This window comes from Wolbachia endosymbiont (group A) of Lasioglossum fulvicorne (assembly GCF_964028605.1).
GTDB lineage: Bacteria > Pseudomonadota > Alphaproteobacteria > Rickettsiales > Anaplasmataceae > Wolbachia.
This window is the reverse complement of the sequence record NZ_OZ034798.1, coordinates 15,023-30,117: the sequence shown is the minus strand read 5'-3', so window position 1 is coordinate 30,117 and position 15,095 is coordinate 15,023. Positions and strand designations below refer to the sequence as shown.

General features: G+C 35.5%; 14 protein-coding genes and 2 pseudogenes. 11 read left to right on the top strand and 5 right to left on the bottom strand.

The window, feature by feature from the left end; translation table 11 throughout:
* Positions 1 to 16 precede the first annotated feature (16 nt).
* Positions 17 to 304, bottom strand: a complete 288-nt coding sequence (locus ABWU71_RS00170) for a hypothetical protein (RefSeq protein WP_353284492.1) — start codon at positions 302 to 304, stop codon at positions 17 to 19.
* A gap of 229 nt (positions 305 to 533) precedes the next feature.
* Between ABWU71_RS00170 and ABWU71_RS00165 the strand changes: the two genes are divergently transcribed.
* The 7 genes and pseudogenes from ABWU71_RS00165 to ABWU71_RS00135 all read left to right on the top strand — a co-directional run bounded on the left by ABWU71_RS00165 (position 534) and on the right by ABWU71_RS00135 (position 5,351).
* The gene (locus ABWU71_RS00165) at positions 534 to 1,259 is read left to right on the top strand and encodes a F0F1 ATP synthase subunit A (RefSeq protein WP_353284491.1); all 726 of its coding nucleotides are present in this window, start codon (positions 534 to 536) and stop codon (positions 1,257 to 1,259) included.
* A gap of 60 nt (positions 1,260 to 1,319) precedes the next feature.
* Entirely contained in the window at positions 1,320 to 1,547 is a 228-nt protein-coding gene (locus tag ABWU71_RS00160) for a F0F1 ATP synthase subunit C (protein WP_006014985.1), read from the top strand.
* A gap of 3 nt (positions 1,548 to 1,550) precedes the next feature.
* Complete coding sequence (locus ABWU71_RS00155) at positions 1,551 to 2,030, top strand: hypothetical protein (protein WP_353284490.1); 480 nt, start codon at positions 1,551 to 1,553, stop codon at positions 2,028 to 2,030.
* Between the two features lie 8 nt (positions 2,031 to 2,038).
* Positions 2,039 to 2,515 carry a hypothetical protein gene (locus ABWU71_RS00150; protein WP_353284489.1) on the top strand — a complete coding sequence of 159 codons (477 nt, stop codon included), beginning with the start codon at positions 2,039 to 2,041 and terminating at the stop codon, positions 2,513 to 2,515.
* A gap of 5 nt (positions 2,516 to 2,520) precedes the next feature.
* Positions 2,521 to 2,703, top strand: a complete 183-nt coding sequence (locus ABWU71_RS00145) for a hypothetical protein (protein ID WP_353284488.1) — start codon at positions 2,521 to 2,523, stop codon at positions 2,701 to 2,703.
* 3 nt (positions 2,704 to 2,706) lie between these two features.
* Positions 2,707 to 4,119: pseudogene (locus ABWU71_RS00140) on the top strand (glycosyltransferase family 2 protein).
* The gene (locus ABWU71_RS00135) at positions 4,101 to 5,351 is read left to right on the top strand and encodes a COX15/CtaA family protein (RefSeq protein ID WP_353284487.1); all 1,251 of its coding nucleotides are present in this window, start codon (positions 4,101 to 4,103) and stop codon (positions 5,349 to 5,351) included. The pseudogene ABWU71_RS00140 and the gene ABWU71_RS00135 overlap by 19 nt, the downstream one beginning before the upstream one ends.
* On the opposite strand, the gene ABWU71_RS00130 is transcribed toward ABWU71_RS00135, so the two are convergent.
* Both ABWU71_RS00130 and ABWU71_RS00125 read right to left on the bottom strand, forming a co-directional pair.
* Positions 5,300 to 7,375, bottom strand: a complete 2,076-nt coding sequence (locus ABWU71_RS00130) for an acetyl-CoA carboxylase biotin carboxylase subunit (RefSeq protein WP_353284486.1) — start codon at positions 7,373 to 7,375, stop codon at positions 5,300 to 5,302. The two genes, ABWU71_RS00135 and ABWU71_RS00130, sit on opposite strands and share 52 nt — an antisense overlap.
* 71 nt (positions 7,376 to 7,446) lie before the next feature.
* Entirely contained in the window at positions 7,447 to 8,220 is a 774-nt protein-coding gene (locus ABWU71_RS00125) for a hypothetical protein (protein ID WP_353284485.1), read from the bottom strand.
* A gap of 106 nt (positions 8,221 to 8,326) precedes the next feature.
* Between ABWU71_RS00125 and ABWU71_RS00120 the strand changes: the two genes are divergently transcribed.
* Both ABWU71_RS00120 and gltX read left to right on the top strand, forming a co-directional pair.
* Positions 8,327 to 9,186 (top strand): IS630 family transposase gene (locus tag ABWU71_RS00120; RefSeq protein ID WP_353284260.1). Its coding sequence is split into 2 segments (ribosomal slippage): positions 8,327 to 8,651 and positions 8,651 to 9,186, totalling 861 coding nucleotides; the frame shifts between segments, so codons are not numbered across the junction.
* A gap of 135 nt (positions 9,187 to 9,321) precedes the next feature.
* Complete coding sequence (gene gltX, locus ABWU71_RS00115; RefSeq protein ID WP_353284484.1) at positions 9,322 to 10,683, top strand: glutamate--tRNA ligase; 1,362 nt, start codon at positions 9,322 to 9,324, stop codon at positions 10,681 to 10,683.
* A 66-nt stretch (positions 10,684 to 10,749) separates the two neighbouring features.
* On the opposite strand, the gene ABWU71_RS00110 is transcribed toward gltX, so the two are convergent.
* Entirely contained in the window at positions 10,750 to 12,375 is a 1,626-nt protein-coding gene (locus ABWU71_RS00110) for a recombinase family protein (RefSeq protein ID WP_410530507.1), read from the bottom strand.
* Between the two features lie 1,158 nt (positions 12,376 to 13,533).
* Here ABWU71_RS00110 and ABWU71_RS00105 point away from each other — a divergent pair.
* Positions 13,534 to 14,005 (top strand): annotated as a pseudogene (locus ABWU71_RS00105) (IS5 family transposase); the annotation flags it as partial.
* Positions 14,006 to 14,067: 62 nt separating this feature from the next.
* Positions 14,068 to 14,289, top strand: a complete 222-nt coding sequence (locus tag ABWU71_RS00100; protein WP_353284482.1) for an IS630 transposase-related protein — start codon at positions 14,068 to 14,070, stop codon at positions 14,287 to 14,289.
* Here ABWU71_RS00100 and ABWU71_RS00095 read toward each other — a convergent pair.
* Positions 14,202 to 15,061, bottom strand: a protein-coding gene (locus tag ABWU71_RS00095) for an IS630 family transposase (protein ID WP_353284288.1) whose coding sequence is annotated in 2 segments (ribosomal slippage) — positions 14,202 to 14,737 and positions 14,737 to 15,061 — 861 coding nt in all. Because the reading frame shifts where the segments join, the coding sequence is not laid out codon by codon here. The genes ABWU71_RS00100 and ABWU71_RS00095 overlap by 88 nt on opposite strands.
* Positions 15,062 to 15,095: the final 34 nt, after the last annotated feature.

The window sequence follows — 15,095 nt, the reverse complement described above, 5'->3', positions numbered from 1 at the left end:
AGAAGCTTTTGTAACTTTATATCTTCTTGCGAAGAGCATTTATCTTCTCTATATCACCTTTTAAATCCACCTCCATAGAGAATTTAAGATTCATATTGTGGTCATCTTCATGGGCATTATAAATGTAACCATCAATAGTTAAGTTTCCTATCATATTATGGCTTTCATCTAGTATTTCTCTTCCTACTTGATAATGGCCAGTATATTCGTTAAAGGAACCATCTGTCAATTTGATGTATCCGTTACCAAATTCCTGCTCTAAATTTAAAAGATGATTAGTGTTAATAAAATCTATTTCGTTCATTATATATCTCACTAAAAATTAAATTATAATTAAAATAAGATGTTAAGTCAAGATATTGAATAATTTAATAAGATTAGTAAATTTTAAAATACAGAGCTGACTGTAATTAACACTCTAATTACATATTTTGTTAATGTATCAATGTTATAATAACACAGAGCTCTATCTTAATTCTTGACTTTGTCCTATAAAATTCATACTTTATTTACTGTTTATAGTTCAGATTAAAATGGCATTAAATCCGCTGGAGCAGTTTAAAGTATATACAATAATAGAGTTACCTAGGTTATTTGGGTATGACGTAAGCTTTACCAATTCATCTCTTTTCACGATGATTTCGGTGATATTGGTGATACTCTTTTTGCTTTTTGGAATAAAGAAGGGGGCAGTAATACCAGGATGTTTGCAAGCTGCAGTTGAGTATGTATATGATTTTGTTATTTCAATAATAGAAAATAACACTGGAAACAAAGGCTTGCAGCACATTCCATTGATATTCACAGTATTTATTTTCATTTTATCGTGTAATTTAGTTGGTGTTCTTCCTTATAGTTTCACGGTCACAAGTCATGTGATAGTCACCTTCGCTTTATCGATGGTGGTTTTTATTTATATAACGATTGTTGGGTTTAAGGAAAGGGGAGTAGAATTTTTACGCATATTGCTACCAAAAGGAACTCCTTCGTGGCTTGCACCTATAATAATTATTATTAAGTTGTTTGCTTATTTAGTAAGGCCGATTAGCCTATCAATAAGGCTTGCAGCAAATATGATTGCTGGTCATACAATCATCAAAGTGATAGCAGGGTTTATTGTAAATATGAACATATTTCTCACTCCTGCGCCGTTTTTGTTCATAATTGCATTGATAGGATTTGAAGTATTTGTTGCAATTTTACAAGCTTATATATTTACTATATTAACATGTGTATATTTGTCAGATGCAGTAAAGTAATTGACTTCCTTGTAGAATATTTTATAATTATATTATAAAGAAATAGTTAAGGATAAATATATGGATTTAGTAGCTTTAAAATTTATAGCAATTGGTTTAGCTGTGTTTGGAATGCTCGGTGCTGGTTTAGGTATAGCTAATATCTTCTCTGCTATGTTAAATGGGATTGCGAGAAACCCTGAGTCAGAAGGTAAAATGAAAAGTTACGTTTATATTGGTGCTGCCATGGTTGAAATCATGGGATTACTTGCGTTTGTACTTGCAATGTTATTAATATTTGCTGCTTAACAGATGCCACAGCTTGATGTTTCAACCTTCTTTTCTCAAATTTTTTGGTTTTTAATTTTTTTCTCTTCACTTTTTTTCGTAGTAAGTTGTTTATTTTTACCAAAGTTAGATGAAATAATAAGCACTAGAAGTAAAGAAGTATTGGGTTCTTTTAATAGTTCTGTTCATCTTTTAAGACTTACGGAAGATCAGATTGCCAAGTATAATGCCGCTTTAAACCAAGCTAGAATACAGGCAAAAAGGATCATAGATGATGCACTTGCTCAGGTAGAAGAAATGAGAGCTAATGTTAAGAGTATGTTAGAAGAGGAAGACAAAAAAAAGAGCAAGCTTATTGAAGAAAAAGTGGCAGAATTTAAATCTGAATACACTGATCAGTTAAAACAAATGGCTACTAGTATTGCTTTAATTTATTATACTAAATTGACTAATTCTAAAATTGAAGAGAAATTTATTGCTGACTTGGTGTCCAAAGAATTTTAGGGGTTTTTATGTCTACATCACTGATTATCGGTCTTGCCTTCTTGGTAGGCTTTGTTCTTTCGTATAAATTGCTGAAGAAAGTGATAAAAAATGCGCTTAACAATAAGCGTAACAAAAGCAAATTTTCAAGTGAAGAAACTGAAAAATTCAGGAAAGATATGTTGGAGTATTACAAAAAATCTTCTGAAAAATACAAAGAATTAGATGCAGAAGTTAATAAAATGATGAATGAAGCACTTGATAAGGCTAATATTATCATTAAGCGCAATAGACAACAGCTAGATCAGACATTAGATGACAATGCCCATTCTAACTTGAAGAAAGTCACTGACCAAGTTGAAAAAGCTCTTGGAGATTTACAGGCTAACACAGCGAATATAGCTGCTGACGCTGTAAAAAAAATAATGCATGAACGTAAAGATGATAAGCGTAGTAGCGAGGTCATATCTTCATTTTCACGTGACTTAAATAAAAATTTGCATTAGGTTTAATGCCTATACTTCAAGCTGATAATGTAGAAAAGATTAAGTTTGATTCTAGTTTGTGCAAAGAGCAAGAGAAACTTTTTTACTATAAATTTAATATAATTCCTTGGCAAAAATTAAATGATACTACTTTTTTTATGGTTGAAGACACAAGCCAAGATGTCAACCGTTGGGTTGAAGCTCATTAAGGTATTGACTATGTATTAATAAAAGTGGATAGCGAACAGATTTTAAATCTTCTTAACTCGCACTTTGGTATTTCAGAATTTGCAAGCAACTACTTATATTACAAGAATCCTAATTTTTCAGCCAAAAGCATTAAACTAAGCTCAATATTTTTTGCTTCTTTCTTTATTGTAACTTCAATTTTAACACTAACAGAGAAATATACATATTTTGCTTTGATGTTGATATTTATAATCGGATGTTCTAGTTATTTATTCAAGTTTATAGCTACAATTTTTAACTTATGTGAAACCTCCAACCAAAAAGTGGATTATAGTAAGCTGAATGAAGAAGATTTTCCTATATATACTATTTTATTGCCTGCTTTTAAAGAAAGTGCAGTGATAGAGCAATTGATCGAAAGCATTGAAAGTTTGGATTATCCAAAATCAAAATTAGATGTGAAGCTTCAGGTAGAAAGTGATGACCAGGAAACGCTAGCAGCTATAGAAAAGTACACTTTACCGCAGTATTTTGAAGTAATAAAAGTGCCTCATTCTTTGCCTAGAACAAAAGCCAAGTCATGCAATTATGCTATGAGCTTTGCTAGAGGAAAGTATGCAGTAATATATGATGCGGACGATAAACCAGACCCATTGCAGTAAAAAAAAGCACTGATTGAATTTAATGAGGGCGACGATAAGCTTGCCTGTGTACAGGCGAAATTAAATTACTATAATTGTGATTATAATTTTCTCACAAAATCCTTTTCTCTGGAGTATATGAACTGGTTTCAATACTTATTGCCTGGATTCCAAAAAATGAACATGCCAATGCCTTTGGGTGGTAGCAGTAATCATTTTTCAGTAAAAATTCTAAAAAAAGTGTTTTTCTGGGATGCTTATAGTGTTACCGAAGATGCTGACCTCGGTTTGATACTTGCGCAAATGGGATATAAAACCATGATGATTGACTCAGAAACATTGGAAGAGTCACCAATTGCTGTATTTGCTTGGATTAAGCAAAGAGCGCGCTGGATCAAAGGCTATATGCAAACTTATATTGTTCATTTAAAAAATATAAAGTCACTTTATAAACACACTGGATTTAAGGGAATTTTGCTATTGAATCTTTTTGTTGGCTCTGCAGCTTTTATATTTTTTACTACTCCATTTTTACTGCTTTCATTGATATTAACTAAAGTTTTAAATGAATTATTTTTGTACTACTTTGTAGTGGTATACGTTACTAACCTAATTCTTTTGGTAATAGCTGTCAAACAGCAAAAGATGCCTTTTTATTTTTATATAGTATCGATATTTTTTCCGGTCTATAGTCTGCTACATAGTGTTGCAGCTTTTCTTGCCTTGTGGGAATTTATTCTTTACCCTGAGCGATGGAACAAAACTCAGCATGGTTTATGGAAGCAAAACCTGTAGCTATTTGGCTTTTTCTCTGCTGTATTATGGTAATTCTCATGGTGGGGATTGGTGGATTTACCAGACTTTCAAAAGCAGGATTGTCAATCACGGAGTGGAAACCAATTACTGGAACATTACCACCACTGAGTGAACAAGACTGGCTACAAGAAAAATTAAAATACGAAGCTACACCTGAATATAAAGCACTTAACTATGGTATTAGTATGAAGGAGTTTCGCGCTATATACTTAATAGAATATGTACACAGATTGGTTGCAAGACTAACAGGTTTAGTTTTTGTCCTGCCATTTATATATTTTACATTAAGAAGAAAAATATCTAAAAAGGTAGTAATAAAGCTATTTGTGGCATTATTATTTGGAGCTTTACAAGCTTTTGCTGGTTGGTATATGGTTAAAAGTGGTTTAGTAACTGAACCTCATGTTAGCCACTATAGGCTTGCACTTCACTTATTATTAGCATTAATTATCTTTGCATTATTGTCATATCAATTTTTTGATTACCAAATATGGATCCCAGTGTTACGTACACAACTATACGAACATTGCAATATAAGAGTAATTTTCACCAAGGAAGATGTCATCCCAGTGCCCAGACACTGGGATCCAGAAAACTTAACTTTAAATAAGTGGCTGCATAGTAAAAGCTGGATTCCAGTGTCAGCTACTTTCATGACACCATTTGCTGTGCAATTTATTTTCAAAAGTAAGCGTTCGTACAGTTGTGTGTCAGCTACTCGGATGACAGGATTTCAATCTACTAACAGTAGTATATATTACACAATACTTATTATGATTCTAGTTGCTATACAAATAATTTTCGGCGCATTTGTTGCGGGATTAAATGCTGGTTTGATTTACAATACCTTTCCACTAATGGACGGACAAGTCGTTCCAGAAGATTTATTTTTCTTACAGCCTATATGGCTGAATATCTTTGAGAACAGAGCGACAGTGCAATTTATACATCGAGCACTGGCATTGCTAATACTAACTTTGGTAGTAATACTCACAGTAAAAAATGCTAGCGTAAAACCGGTATATATTATGCTGCTCTCCGTCATCATTCAGATAATTTTAGGAGTAATCACTCTTTTATTGCACATACCAATAGCCATTGCCATAGCTCATCAAGTGTTTTCATTTATCTTGTTTGGGTCAAGTTTATACTTCTTATGTTATTTAAGAAAGCAGACTACATCACCAATCTGCACATTTTTTCCTTCTTGAACGGGAATATTTTTTATCACCATTGCTGCTTCAGCACATATAATATTTTCCATTTTCATCGCCTCCACCACAAATAAAGGTTGTCCTATTTCCACCTGATCTCCTACATTTACGTGCAACTTAACTAATAAGCCAGATATTGGGGATCTTACGGCATCTGCTGAAATCTCTTCTGTTTCATTGTTTAGCATTAACTTACTTAATTCAGCTACATGAGGTTTAAATATGCAACACTCAGCTTTCATGCCTGCATGTCTTATGAAGTATTTGCTGCCTTGTTTTTCTACTTTAAATGTTATATCAGCATCATCATTAATTGTAATATATAGTAACTTATGACTTGATTTCCACTTGCCTACTACAGAGTATGTATTGTGGTTATATACTGTTGTTAATATATTATCTTGATATCTTGCACTTACGGAGTACTCATTGTCATTTATATTCACTATGAATAAATCTCTTGCACGGTCACCTGCCATCTGAGTAGCTGATACTGGTGCCCCTTCTTTTTTACTAGATTCCAGTGTCACGCACTGGAATGACACCTGAGGTGTTTCATTCACTAGTTGATTGTGGTACCTTTCTTCATTTTCTAAATGAACATATAACGTAGTGAAAATAAATATTTTAATATACTCTTCTGTAACAAAATCGCCGTGAAACCCGCTAGGGTAATGATCTGGAATGAATCTCGTGTGGAGCTTCGCTACAATAAAATTTGGGTGATGGAAGATGGATTCTAGAAATTCTATATTATTTGTTACTCCTCCTATATAACATTCAGACAATGCTTTTTGCATTCTGCTGATCGCTTCTACTCTATCTTTTCCATATGTTATCACTTTTGCAATCATTGAGTCATAGAATGTGCTAATTTCTGAACCTGCAGGAACTCCATCGTCTATTCTTACATAATCATTTTCATCCGGTTTATCGTAATATTTTATTCTTCCGCTGGAGGGGAAAAATTTCTTCGATGGGTCTTCAGCGCAAATTCTACTTTCTATTGCAGAACCAGTAAGTTTAATATCATCCTGACTAAACCTTAGTTTTTCTCCACAGGAAGTTCTAATCATTTCTTCTACTATGTCTATTCCAGTTACGAATTCTGTTACTGGATGCTCAACTTGTAATCTCGTATTTACCTCAAGAAAATAGAAGTTTTGGTCTTTGTCTACAACAAACTCAACAGTACCTGCTGAAAAATAGCCAACTTGTTTTGCCAGAGAAATACATTGGACATACATTTTTTGTCTTACTTCTTCACTAATGAATGGACTTGGCGTTTCTTCCATTATTTTCTGGTTATTCCTTTGTATCGAGCATTCTCTCTCTCCAAGACACACTATATTGCCATATTTATCTGCTATGATTTGTATTTCAATATGTCTTGGTAACTCTATATATTTCTCTATAAAGATACTGCCATCCTTAAAACTTTTCTCTGCTTCATTTGTTGCTGATGTGAACGCTAGTTCAATTTCTTTTTTGGAATTTACAATTCGCATTCCTTTGCCACCACCGCCTGATGCAGCTTTAAGCATAACGGGAAAACCAATTTCTTCAGCAACTTGAGCTGCGTGGGCAGCATCGCTGATCTTACCCATATATCCTGGCACTACATTCACTCCAGCTTTTTTTGCCGCTTCTTTTGCTGTTATTTTGTTGGCTGTAACTTCTATTGTTTCTGCACTGGGACCGATGAAGTCTATATTATGTTTTTGCAGAGCACGTGGAAAATCTGGATTTTCTGCTAAAAAACCATAGCCAGGATGAACTGCCTGCGCACCTGTTTCAACTGCTACTTCACATATTTTTTCAATGTTTAAATAACTAAGACAAGATGGCGAAGGGCCGATATGTCTTGACTCATCTGCTTGTCTTACATGCACAGAATTTACATCTGCATCCGAATACACGCATACACAAGATATACCCATCCTACGAGCAGTTCTGATAATCCTGCAGGCAATTTCTCCTCTGTTTGCTATTAAAATCTTACTGTACTCCTTTTCTGTCATCTTATCAGTATACTTTCTTAGCTTGAGAAAGTAAATTTCTATGTCATTGCCTGCAGGTAATCTTCTCTTTATTATAGGGCAGTGCGACTTACTCTTGCAAGATCCGCATTACTAAAAGTTTCGACTGGAGTGCTTACATCATGCAAGTCATGTATCTCACTAAGTACTTTGCCTGACAGATACACAGATCCACCAGAAATTATCCCAGCCATCGAAGCCAATGCAAGAGACTGAGAAACTAAAAATAAAAAGTATAAAGACAAACATAAAGCAGCAATACATGCCATCGCTCCTACTATATATAAGCATAGGCGAAACTTCTGGTTACATATAAAGCTGTCTTTTATGCCTGCGATTTCTTTTATTTCTTTTTTGACTGTCTTACTAACCCAGTCAAGAGGAGTACTTTTAGATTTATCTAACGCACATCTATTGCCTAATGCATTTTTAATGTAACTTTTAAAATTTTCTGATTTTTCTTTTGTTACTTTTTCCGAAGAATCCAAATGCTCAAATATTCCTCTCACTACACCAGGTAATATCCTCATCTTCGCCGCTATATGGAATGGATTTTCATGATAGTCATTGTACTCTAATAAACGAGCATCACTTTCAATACTTTTTTTGAAAATGAACAAAAATCTTTCAATATTTTTTATTCTTGCAGCTAGATGCAAGAGATTATCTGCACGCACTATTAGTGTTGTTTCGTGAGATGGACCTTCGTAACACCAATCAACATCAGCTTTATTCTCTTCGAGAAGTTTTGTTATTCCGTTGATATTAGCTTTATTTTCTTCGAGAAATTTTGTTATTCCATTTTTTTCATCTGTAGATCCAGTCATAACATACCTAACTATATTTAACCAACACTAAATTATACAACATATAGCTCTTTTCATAGAAGTCCGGATGTGATAAGATAAGGATAGACGATGATAAGGAGGTTGAGTGCCAGCAGCATATAGTTATGACTTAAGGAAAAAAGCAATGGAAGCGCTAGAGGAGGGAGGAAGCAGAGAAACAGTGGCAGCAAGATTTAAAATTGGACGAACTACTTTATGGGAGTGGCAGCAAAGAAGAAAAGAAACAGGAGACTTTCAATCAAAAAAACTTGGAAATGGAGGTTACAATCACAAAATCACCGACTGGGATGCCTTTGCTAAATTTGCCAGAGAAAACGGAGGAAAGACTCTGTCGGAAATGGCTAAACTTTGGGGCAACGTTAGTATCCAAACGATCCACCGAGCTCTCAGAAAAATTGGATTTACGCGCAAAAAAAGACATATGGATACAAGGAAAGAAACGAAGAAAAACGTGCTGAATTCTTAAAAATTATAGCAACAAAAGAACCAGAAAACTTAGTTTATATAGATGAGTCTGGCATTGATAACACAGAGGACTATCCATATGGGTATTGCCAGAAAGGACAGCGGTTTTATGGCCTAAAATCTGGAAAGAAAACTCAACGAATCAGTATGGTTGCAGCCTTAAGTAGAAGAAAGATAGTTGCTCCATTAACCTTTGAAGGCCACTGTAATATGGATGTTTTTAATGGATGGTTTGAGCAATTTTTGACACCGATCTTGGAACCTGGACAGACTGTCATTCTTGACAATGCTACTTTTCATAAGTCTGGTAAGATTATCGATCTTGCTAGAGGAGTTGGTGCAGAAATTTTGTATCTGCCGCCGTATTCTCCAGATTTCAACAAAATTGAGCATCATTGGTTTGCTATAAAAAACAGAGCTAGGAAAAACATTCCTCTATTCGAATCCTTTCGTCGTGCTGTTGATTCTGCCTTCCTATGACCTGTTCGGACTATTATGAGAAATGCTATAACTTATGAAAAACAAGTAGATTTTACCTCTCAGAATAAATAAATTCCACATTGTTACAAACGTGGATTTTAGGTATCATAGCCTATACTTTACTGTAACAATAACATGCCAGACGTAGTCACGAGATTCGCTCCATCACCAACAGGGTTTTTGCACATTGGAGGGGCCCGCACTGCGTTATTTAATTGGCTCTATGCAAAGCATCATGGTGGCAGGTTTTTGCTAAGGATTGAAGACACCGACAGAAAACGTTCAACACAAGAAGCAATTGATGCAATTATAGAAGGGCTAAAATGGCTCGGTGTGAGCTGTGATGGGGAAATAGTATATCAGTCAAAAAGAATAGAGCGGCATAAAGAAGTAGCAAACCTTTTAGTTGAGAAGGGTAGGGCGTATCACTGTTATTGCCCTGAGGATGAAGTTGCAGAAGAGAAAATAAAAGCAAGAGAAGAGGGCAAGATATACAAGCATAAATGTACTAGTGTGACATCAGACGTAAAGCCTGTTGTCCGCTTTAAAGTGCCAGACTCGCAAGAGATCGTCGTTGATGATAAAATATACGGCCAAATCAAAGTAAATAGCGAGCAGCTTGATGATATAGTGATCTTACGCTCTGACAACACTCCAACATATATTTTTGCTGTGGTAGTTGACGATCATGATGCTGGAATAACTGATATAATACGCGGTTCTGACCATCTCACTAATACTTTTAAGCAATTGCTAATATACCAGGCTCTTGATTTTGACATTCCACGCTTTGCACATGTGCCGCTTATCCATGGGGAAGATGGGAATAAGCTGTCTAAAAGGCATGGTGCCACAAGCGTTTGCGATTATGAAAAGATGGGAATATTACCCGAAGCGATGCGTAATTACCTACTGAGGCTTGGTTGGAGCCACGGTAATGACGAGATTATTAGCGATGAGCAAGCAATAGAGTGGTTTAATTTAGAAAGCATTGGTCGTTCACCTGCACGGCTCGATTTCAAAAAACTGGAGCATTTGAATAACCACTATATTAGTAATATGAGCAATGAAGATATTCTGGCTCTAATACTTGGAGAAAATACTCTAACTGACAAGAAAAAGAACTATTTACTGCAAGGGCTGACGGAACTGAAAAAAAGAGCAAACTACCTGACCGAACTGCTGGATTTAGCAAGGTTTTATATTCAAGATCCGCCACTTGATTTAAGTGAAGAAGCTCGTCAAATTGTCAAATCTAACCTCGATATAATCAAGTTACTTGCGTCATTTCTGTCAAAGATCGGTGATGAAAATTGGAATAAGGGTTTTTTATCTTCTCAGATCAAGGAATTTTCAAAATTGCACGATATGAAAATAAGCGATGTATACCACTCATTACGTGCCCCTATAACCGGAGTAATGGATGCACCTGGAATCATTGATATAATGGTGATTCTTGGTAAAGATGAGTGTATAAAAAGGTTGCAAACAATTTAAATGAAATAAGAAAATTCCTTGACACCCTTCGCCAGCCCCCTTATCATGAAACTGAAGCTATTTCATTTAACTTCCCAATCTGTGCAGATTAAAACGACAAGGACTCTTGATATAATGTTGAACATTTTTTTTCTGCATTTCCGCCAGGGCAAGTTCTTGAAATCGAAACACTATATGTATATTATCATCATCAATTTCAATGCGTCTGACTAATGGTCTAATTATATCAAGTTTAGCCTCCCAATCTGCTTGATCAAGCTCTGATTCAACCTCAGAGGCAAAACTTTTTACACTACTCATGGTAAAATCTAATTCCCTCTTTAGCTCCCTTTCATCAACCACTTTTTCCTTCTGTTTCTTAATTGCTTCTAAGCTCTGAGTCATTGCTTTGGCTTTTGAATCAAAATCTTCCTTAGTTATATACTCTTCAGCATAGGTATAAGCAAGTCTTTTGATACCTTGTTCTAATCTGCTTATTTCTTTTTCAAGTTCATCATTTGGTTGCTTATTTTTATCTTTTAAAAGCCCAAGTTGATATTCCTTTGCAATTGCATCCGGGTCTTTTAATACCTTCTTCATTTCTTCCCATATAACTGGTTCTAGTATCTCCATGCGTATTGATTTGTTGCTACATACTCTAGTCCAGCCAAAACGGCTTGCATCTGTACCAGTACAACGATAGTAGCTCCTTCCTCCCTTAGCGTTTTTTGCTGCATAGTAGGCATATTTGCAACACTGACATACCATTAGTCCTTGTAATAGGTGCCTTCTTCCACTTCGTTGTATTCTTGATCTCTTTCTATTTTCATCAAGTTGTTTTTGTACTATATCGAATAATTCCTCTTCAATTATCCTTGGTATTATTATTTTTATCCAATTCTCCTCATCAGTACGATAAACAGAATAGTTCCTTTTGCGCACTTTCCATCTTGCCCTCACTGCTTTTCTTATTGGCCCTACCTTCGACTTACCAAATGCCGCTTCTCCTTTGTATGCTTGATTTCTTAATATTCTATGGATTGTACATACGTTCCACACTCCCTTGCCCCTTGGGGAAGCAATACACCTCTCTTTTAGTCGTCGTACTGTTTCTTTTATACTTATTCTTTCTTGACCTACCCACTCAAACAGGTCTCGCACTATTTTTGCTTCCTCTTCATTTATTTCAAATTTTATCTTTTCTCTATCTACATGCTCCATACGATCATAACCAAAAGGCGCAATACCTATTACACTGACACGACCTTTTTTTGCTGCATGGAGTTTTCCTCTACGACTACGTTCCATAATCTTTGTACATTCATACTCTGACACTAATCCTTGCATTCCTAGCAATAACTTAGATTCTGGGTTATTTTCAACCTTATGATTCAAGAATATTACTTCTACTCCTGCTTTCTCAAATTCATCAAGTAATATCACTTGGTGTGCTGATTTCCTTGACAACCGGTCGGGCGAATGAATATAAATTTTACCAATTTTTCCTTCTCCTACTTTATCTCGTAATTCATCTAAACCTTCTCGTTTTAAATTCCACCCACTAAAGCCATTGTCCTTAAATCTATTCTCATTCAATAACTTATGCCCATCTGTAGCAATTCTACGCTCAAGCTCTACAACTTGGCTCTCTATTGTGTTGTTCTGTTCTTGTTTCTTCGATGAAACTCTTGCATACAAGGCCACTGTTGTCATTTCTTTCTACCTCTTTTTTATTTAAAAATTCCTTTTTCTTTCTTTCCATCAGTCGTTTTAGTAGTATTCCGTAAGCATCCGATAAACACTTGTCTGATAACTTACTTGGTTCGTAATGATGATGAATAGTAAGCGTTCTTTTCCGCATAGTTTCTCTCCTGTAAATGTTTTCATAGTTCGGGCACTCCTTTTTTCCATAAATCCATTACTCTTGCGAAAAAGACGCAACTGTTAACCTTCGTTTTGTTTTACTTTTATGCATAATTTTGGAAACACATACGCTATCTTTCATTAATTAAGCACTCTCCCAAATCATCAAGCTCCTTTTTTCCCTCTAATGATCTTTTTTTCCATATTATTCCTATTATCTTGTAGCCAACCTTTTACTCCCTTCTCTTACAGAAAGCTCTTTTTATAGCTCTTTTATCTTCTCATCCATATCTTCTAGTTCTTTTTCCACTTTCATCAGTGCCTTCTTGACCAATGGCGCTTCTTCTAACTTTTCCCTTATTTCTTCAAACCTTCTTTCTCCTTTTTCTTTTAAATCTAGGCTAAATATCGCATCGCTCCGATAACTCCCTTAGTTTTTCTAGCAACTCTTCAGTTCTCGCATAATACATTGCTGTTTTGCCAAATTTATCCTTTTGCTCTACATTTGCTCCAGCTTTTACTAGCTCTTTTATTATCTCTTTTGTTTCTGCCGTTATCTAAGTGAAGAAGGTCACCCCTCCTCACTCGACTTCAGAACCGTACGTGACAGGTTACCGTCATACGGCTCCTCTGCAATTTGGTACTTGTCATGCACACTTCCTGTGTAAAATATCGTGACAATGTCCATGTAACAAAGATAAGTTTTTAATCATATTGTTTTTCCTATTTTGGTCTTTATGATGTATTTCTAGAATATCATCACTCTTGAACCAAAGTTGACATTGATCACATTTACCTTGTTGTAACTTCAACAGTTTTATTACTCTCGGTGATTTATCTAGTATTCTGTTAAGACGATTTCCCCAGTAAACCCAATCACCATCGTATGGAGATTGGGTTCCCTTCACTTTGATATGTCGCTTAATAACATGATCTCCGTGTCTTAGAACCTGTACATGATCTCAAGAAAGGAATAAACTAAGAGATAATATATATAAGTTAGGATATATGAGGAGTTTATACCCAAGTGATATAAGTCGGGAAAGATTTGAGATTATGTTACCAGATCTAGAGTCCTGTAGAAAAAAAACAAAACCAAGGAAACTTGATTTGTATGATGTATTTTGTGGAGTGTTATACGTTCTGAAAAGCGGTTGTCAGTGGAGAATGCTACCAAAAGAGTTTCCAAAATGGCGCAATTGTTACGACTATTTTAAGAAGTGGAGTGAAAAACCAGATGCAGATAAAGAAAGTGTTCTGGAGCTGGTGTTAAAAAAAAATAGTTGGCGTGGTCCGACAAAACAATGGTCGGAAAGAAAAAACCAGCTTCTGCATAATTGATGCACAGAGTGTAAAAAATGCAGATACTGCTGAAGAAAAAGGCTATGATGCAGGCAAAAAGATTTCAGGAATAAAACGCCATATTGCAGTAGATACGCAAGGTTTGCCCCATGCAATTTATATAACAACAGCAGAGATATAGCTCTTTTCATAGAAGTCCGGATGTGATAAGATAAGGATAGACGATGATAAGGAGGTTGAGTGCCAGCAGCATATAGTTATGACTTAAGGAAAAAAGCAATGGAAGCGCTAGAGGAGGGAGGAAGCAGAGAAACAGTGGCAGCAAGATTTAAAATTGGACGAACTATAGCATTTCTCATAATAGTCCGAACATGTCATAGGAAGGCAGAATCAACAGCACGACGAAAGGATTCGAATAGAGGAATGTTTTTCCTAGCTCTGTTTTTTATAGCAAACCAATGATGCTCAATTTTGTTGAAATCTGGAGAATACGGCGGCAGATACAAAATTTCTGCACCAACTCCTCTAGCAAGCTCGATAATCTTACCAGACTTATGAAAAGTAGCATTGTCAAGAATGACAGTCTGTCCAGGTTCCAAGATCGGTGTCAAAAATTGCTCAAACCATCCATTAAGAACATCCATATTACAGTGGCCTTCAAAGGTTAATGGAGCAACTATCTTTCTTCTACTTAAGGCTGCAACCATACTGATTCGTTGAGTTTTCTTTCCAGATTTTAGGCCATAAAACCGCTGTCCTTTCTGGCAATACCCATATGGATAGTCCTCTGTATTATCAATGCCAGACTCATCTATATAAACTAAGTTTTCTGGTTCTTTTGTTGCTATAATTTTTAAGAATTCAGCACGTTTTTCTTCGTTTCTTTCCTTGTATCCATATGTCTTTTTTTGCGCGTAAATCCAATTTTTCTGAGAGCTCGGTGGATCGTTTGGATACTAACGTTGCCCCAAAGTTTAGCCATTTCCGACAGAGTCTTTCCTCCGTTTTCTCTGGCAAATTTAGCAAAGGCATCCCAGTCGGTAATTTTGTGATTGTAACCTCCATTTCCAAGTTTTTTTGATTGAAAGTCTCCTGTTTCTTTTCTTCTCTGCTGCCACTCCCATAAAGTAGTTCGTCCAATTTTAAATCTTGCTGCCACTGTTTCTCTGCTTCCTCCCTCCTCTAGCGCTTCCATTGCTTTTTTCCTTAAGTCATAACTATATGCTGCTGGCACTCAACCTCCTTATCATCGTCTATCCTTATCTTAT

Bases quoted from the DNA above. Each gene is read 5' to 3' on its own strand.
- ABWU71_RS00135 (WP_353284487.1), top strand. From the start codon at position 4,101: ATGGAAGCAAAACCTGTAGCTATTTGGCTTTTTCTCTGCTGTATTATG.
- ABWU71_RS00130 (WP_353284486.1), bottom strand. From the start codon at position 7,375: ATGACAGAAAAGGAGTACAGTAAGATTTTAATAGCAAACAGAGGAGAA.
- ABWU71_RS00165 (WP_353284491.1), top strand. From the start codon at position 534: ATGGCATTAAATCCGCTGGAGCAGTTTAAAGTATATACAATAATAGAG.
- ABWU71_RS00110 (WP_410530507.1), bottom strand. From the start codon at position 12,375: ATGACAACAGTGGCCTTGTATGCAAGAGTTTCATCGAAGAAACAAGAA.
- ABWU71_RS00125 (WP_353284485.1), bottom strand. From the start codon at position 8,220: ATGACTGGATCTACAGATGAAAAAAATGGAATAACAAAATTTCTCGAA.
- ABWU71_RS00150 (WP_353284489.1), top strand. From the start codon at position 2,039: ATGTCTACATCACTGATTATCGGTCTTGCCTTCTTGGTAGGCTTTGTT.
- ABWU71_RS00145 (WP_353284488.1), top strand. From the start codon at position 2,521: ATGCCTATACTTCAAGCTGATAATGTAGAAAAGATTAAGTTTGATTCT.
- ABWU71_RS00170 (WP_353284492.1), bottom strand. From the start codon at position 304: ATGAACGAAATAGATTTTATTAACACTAATCATCTTTTAAATTTAGAG.
- gltX (WP_353284484.1), top strand. From the start codon at position 9,322: ATGCCAGACGTAGTCACGAGATTCGCTCCATCACCAACAGGGTTTTTG.
- ABWU71_RS00160 (WP_006014985.1), top strand. From the start codon at position 1,320: ATGGATTTAGTAGCTTTAAAATTTATAGCAATTGGTTTAGCTGTGTTT.
- ABWU71_RS00155 (WP_353284490.1), top strand. From the start codon at position 1,551: ATGCCACAGCTTGATGTTTCAACCTTCTTTTCTCAAATTTTTTGGTTT.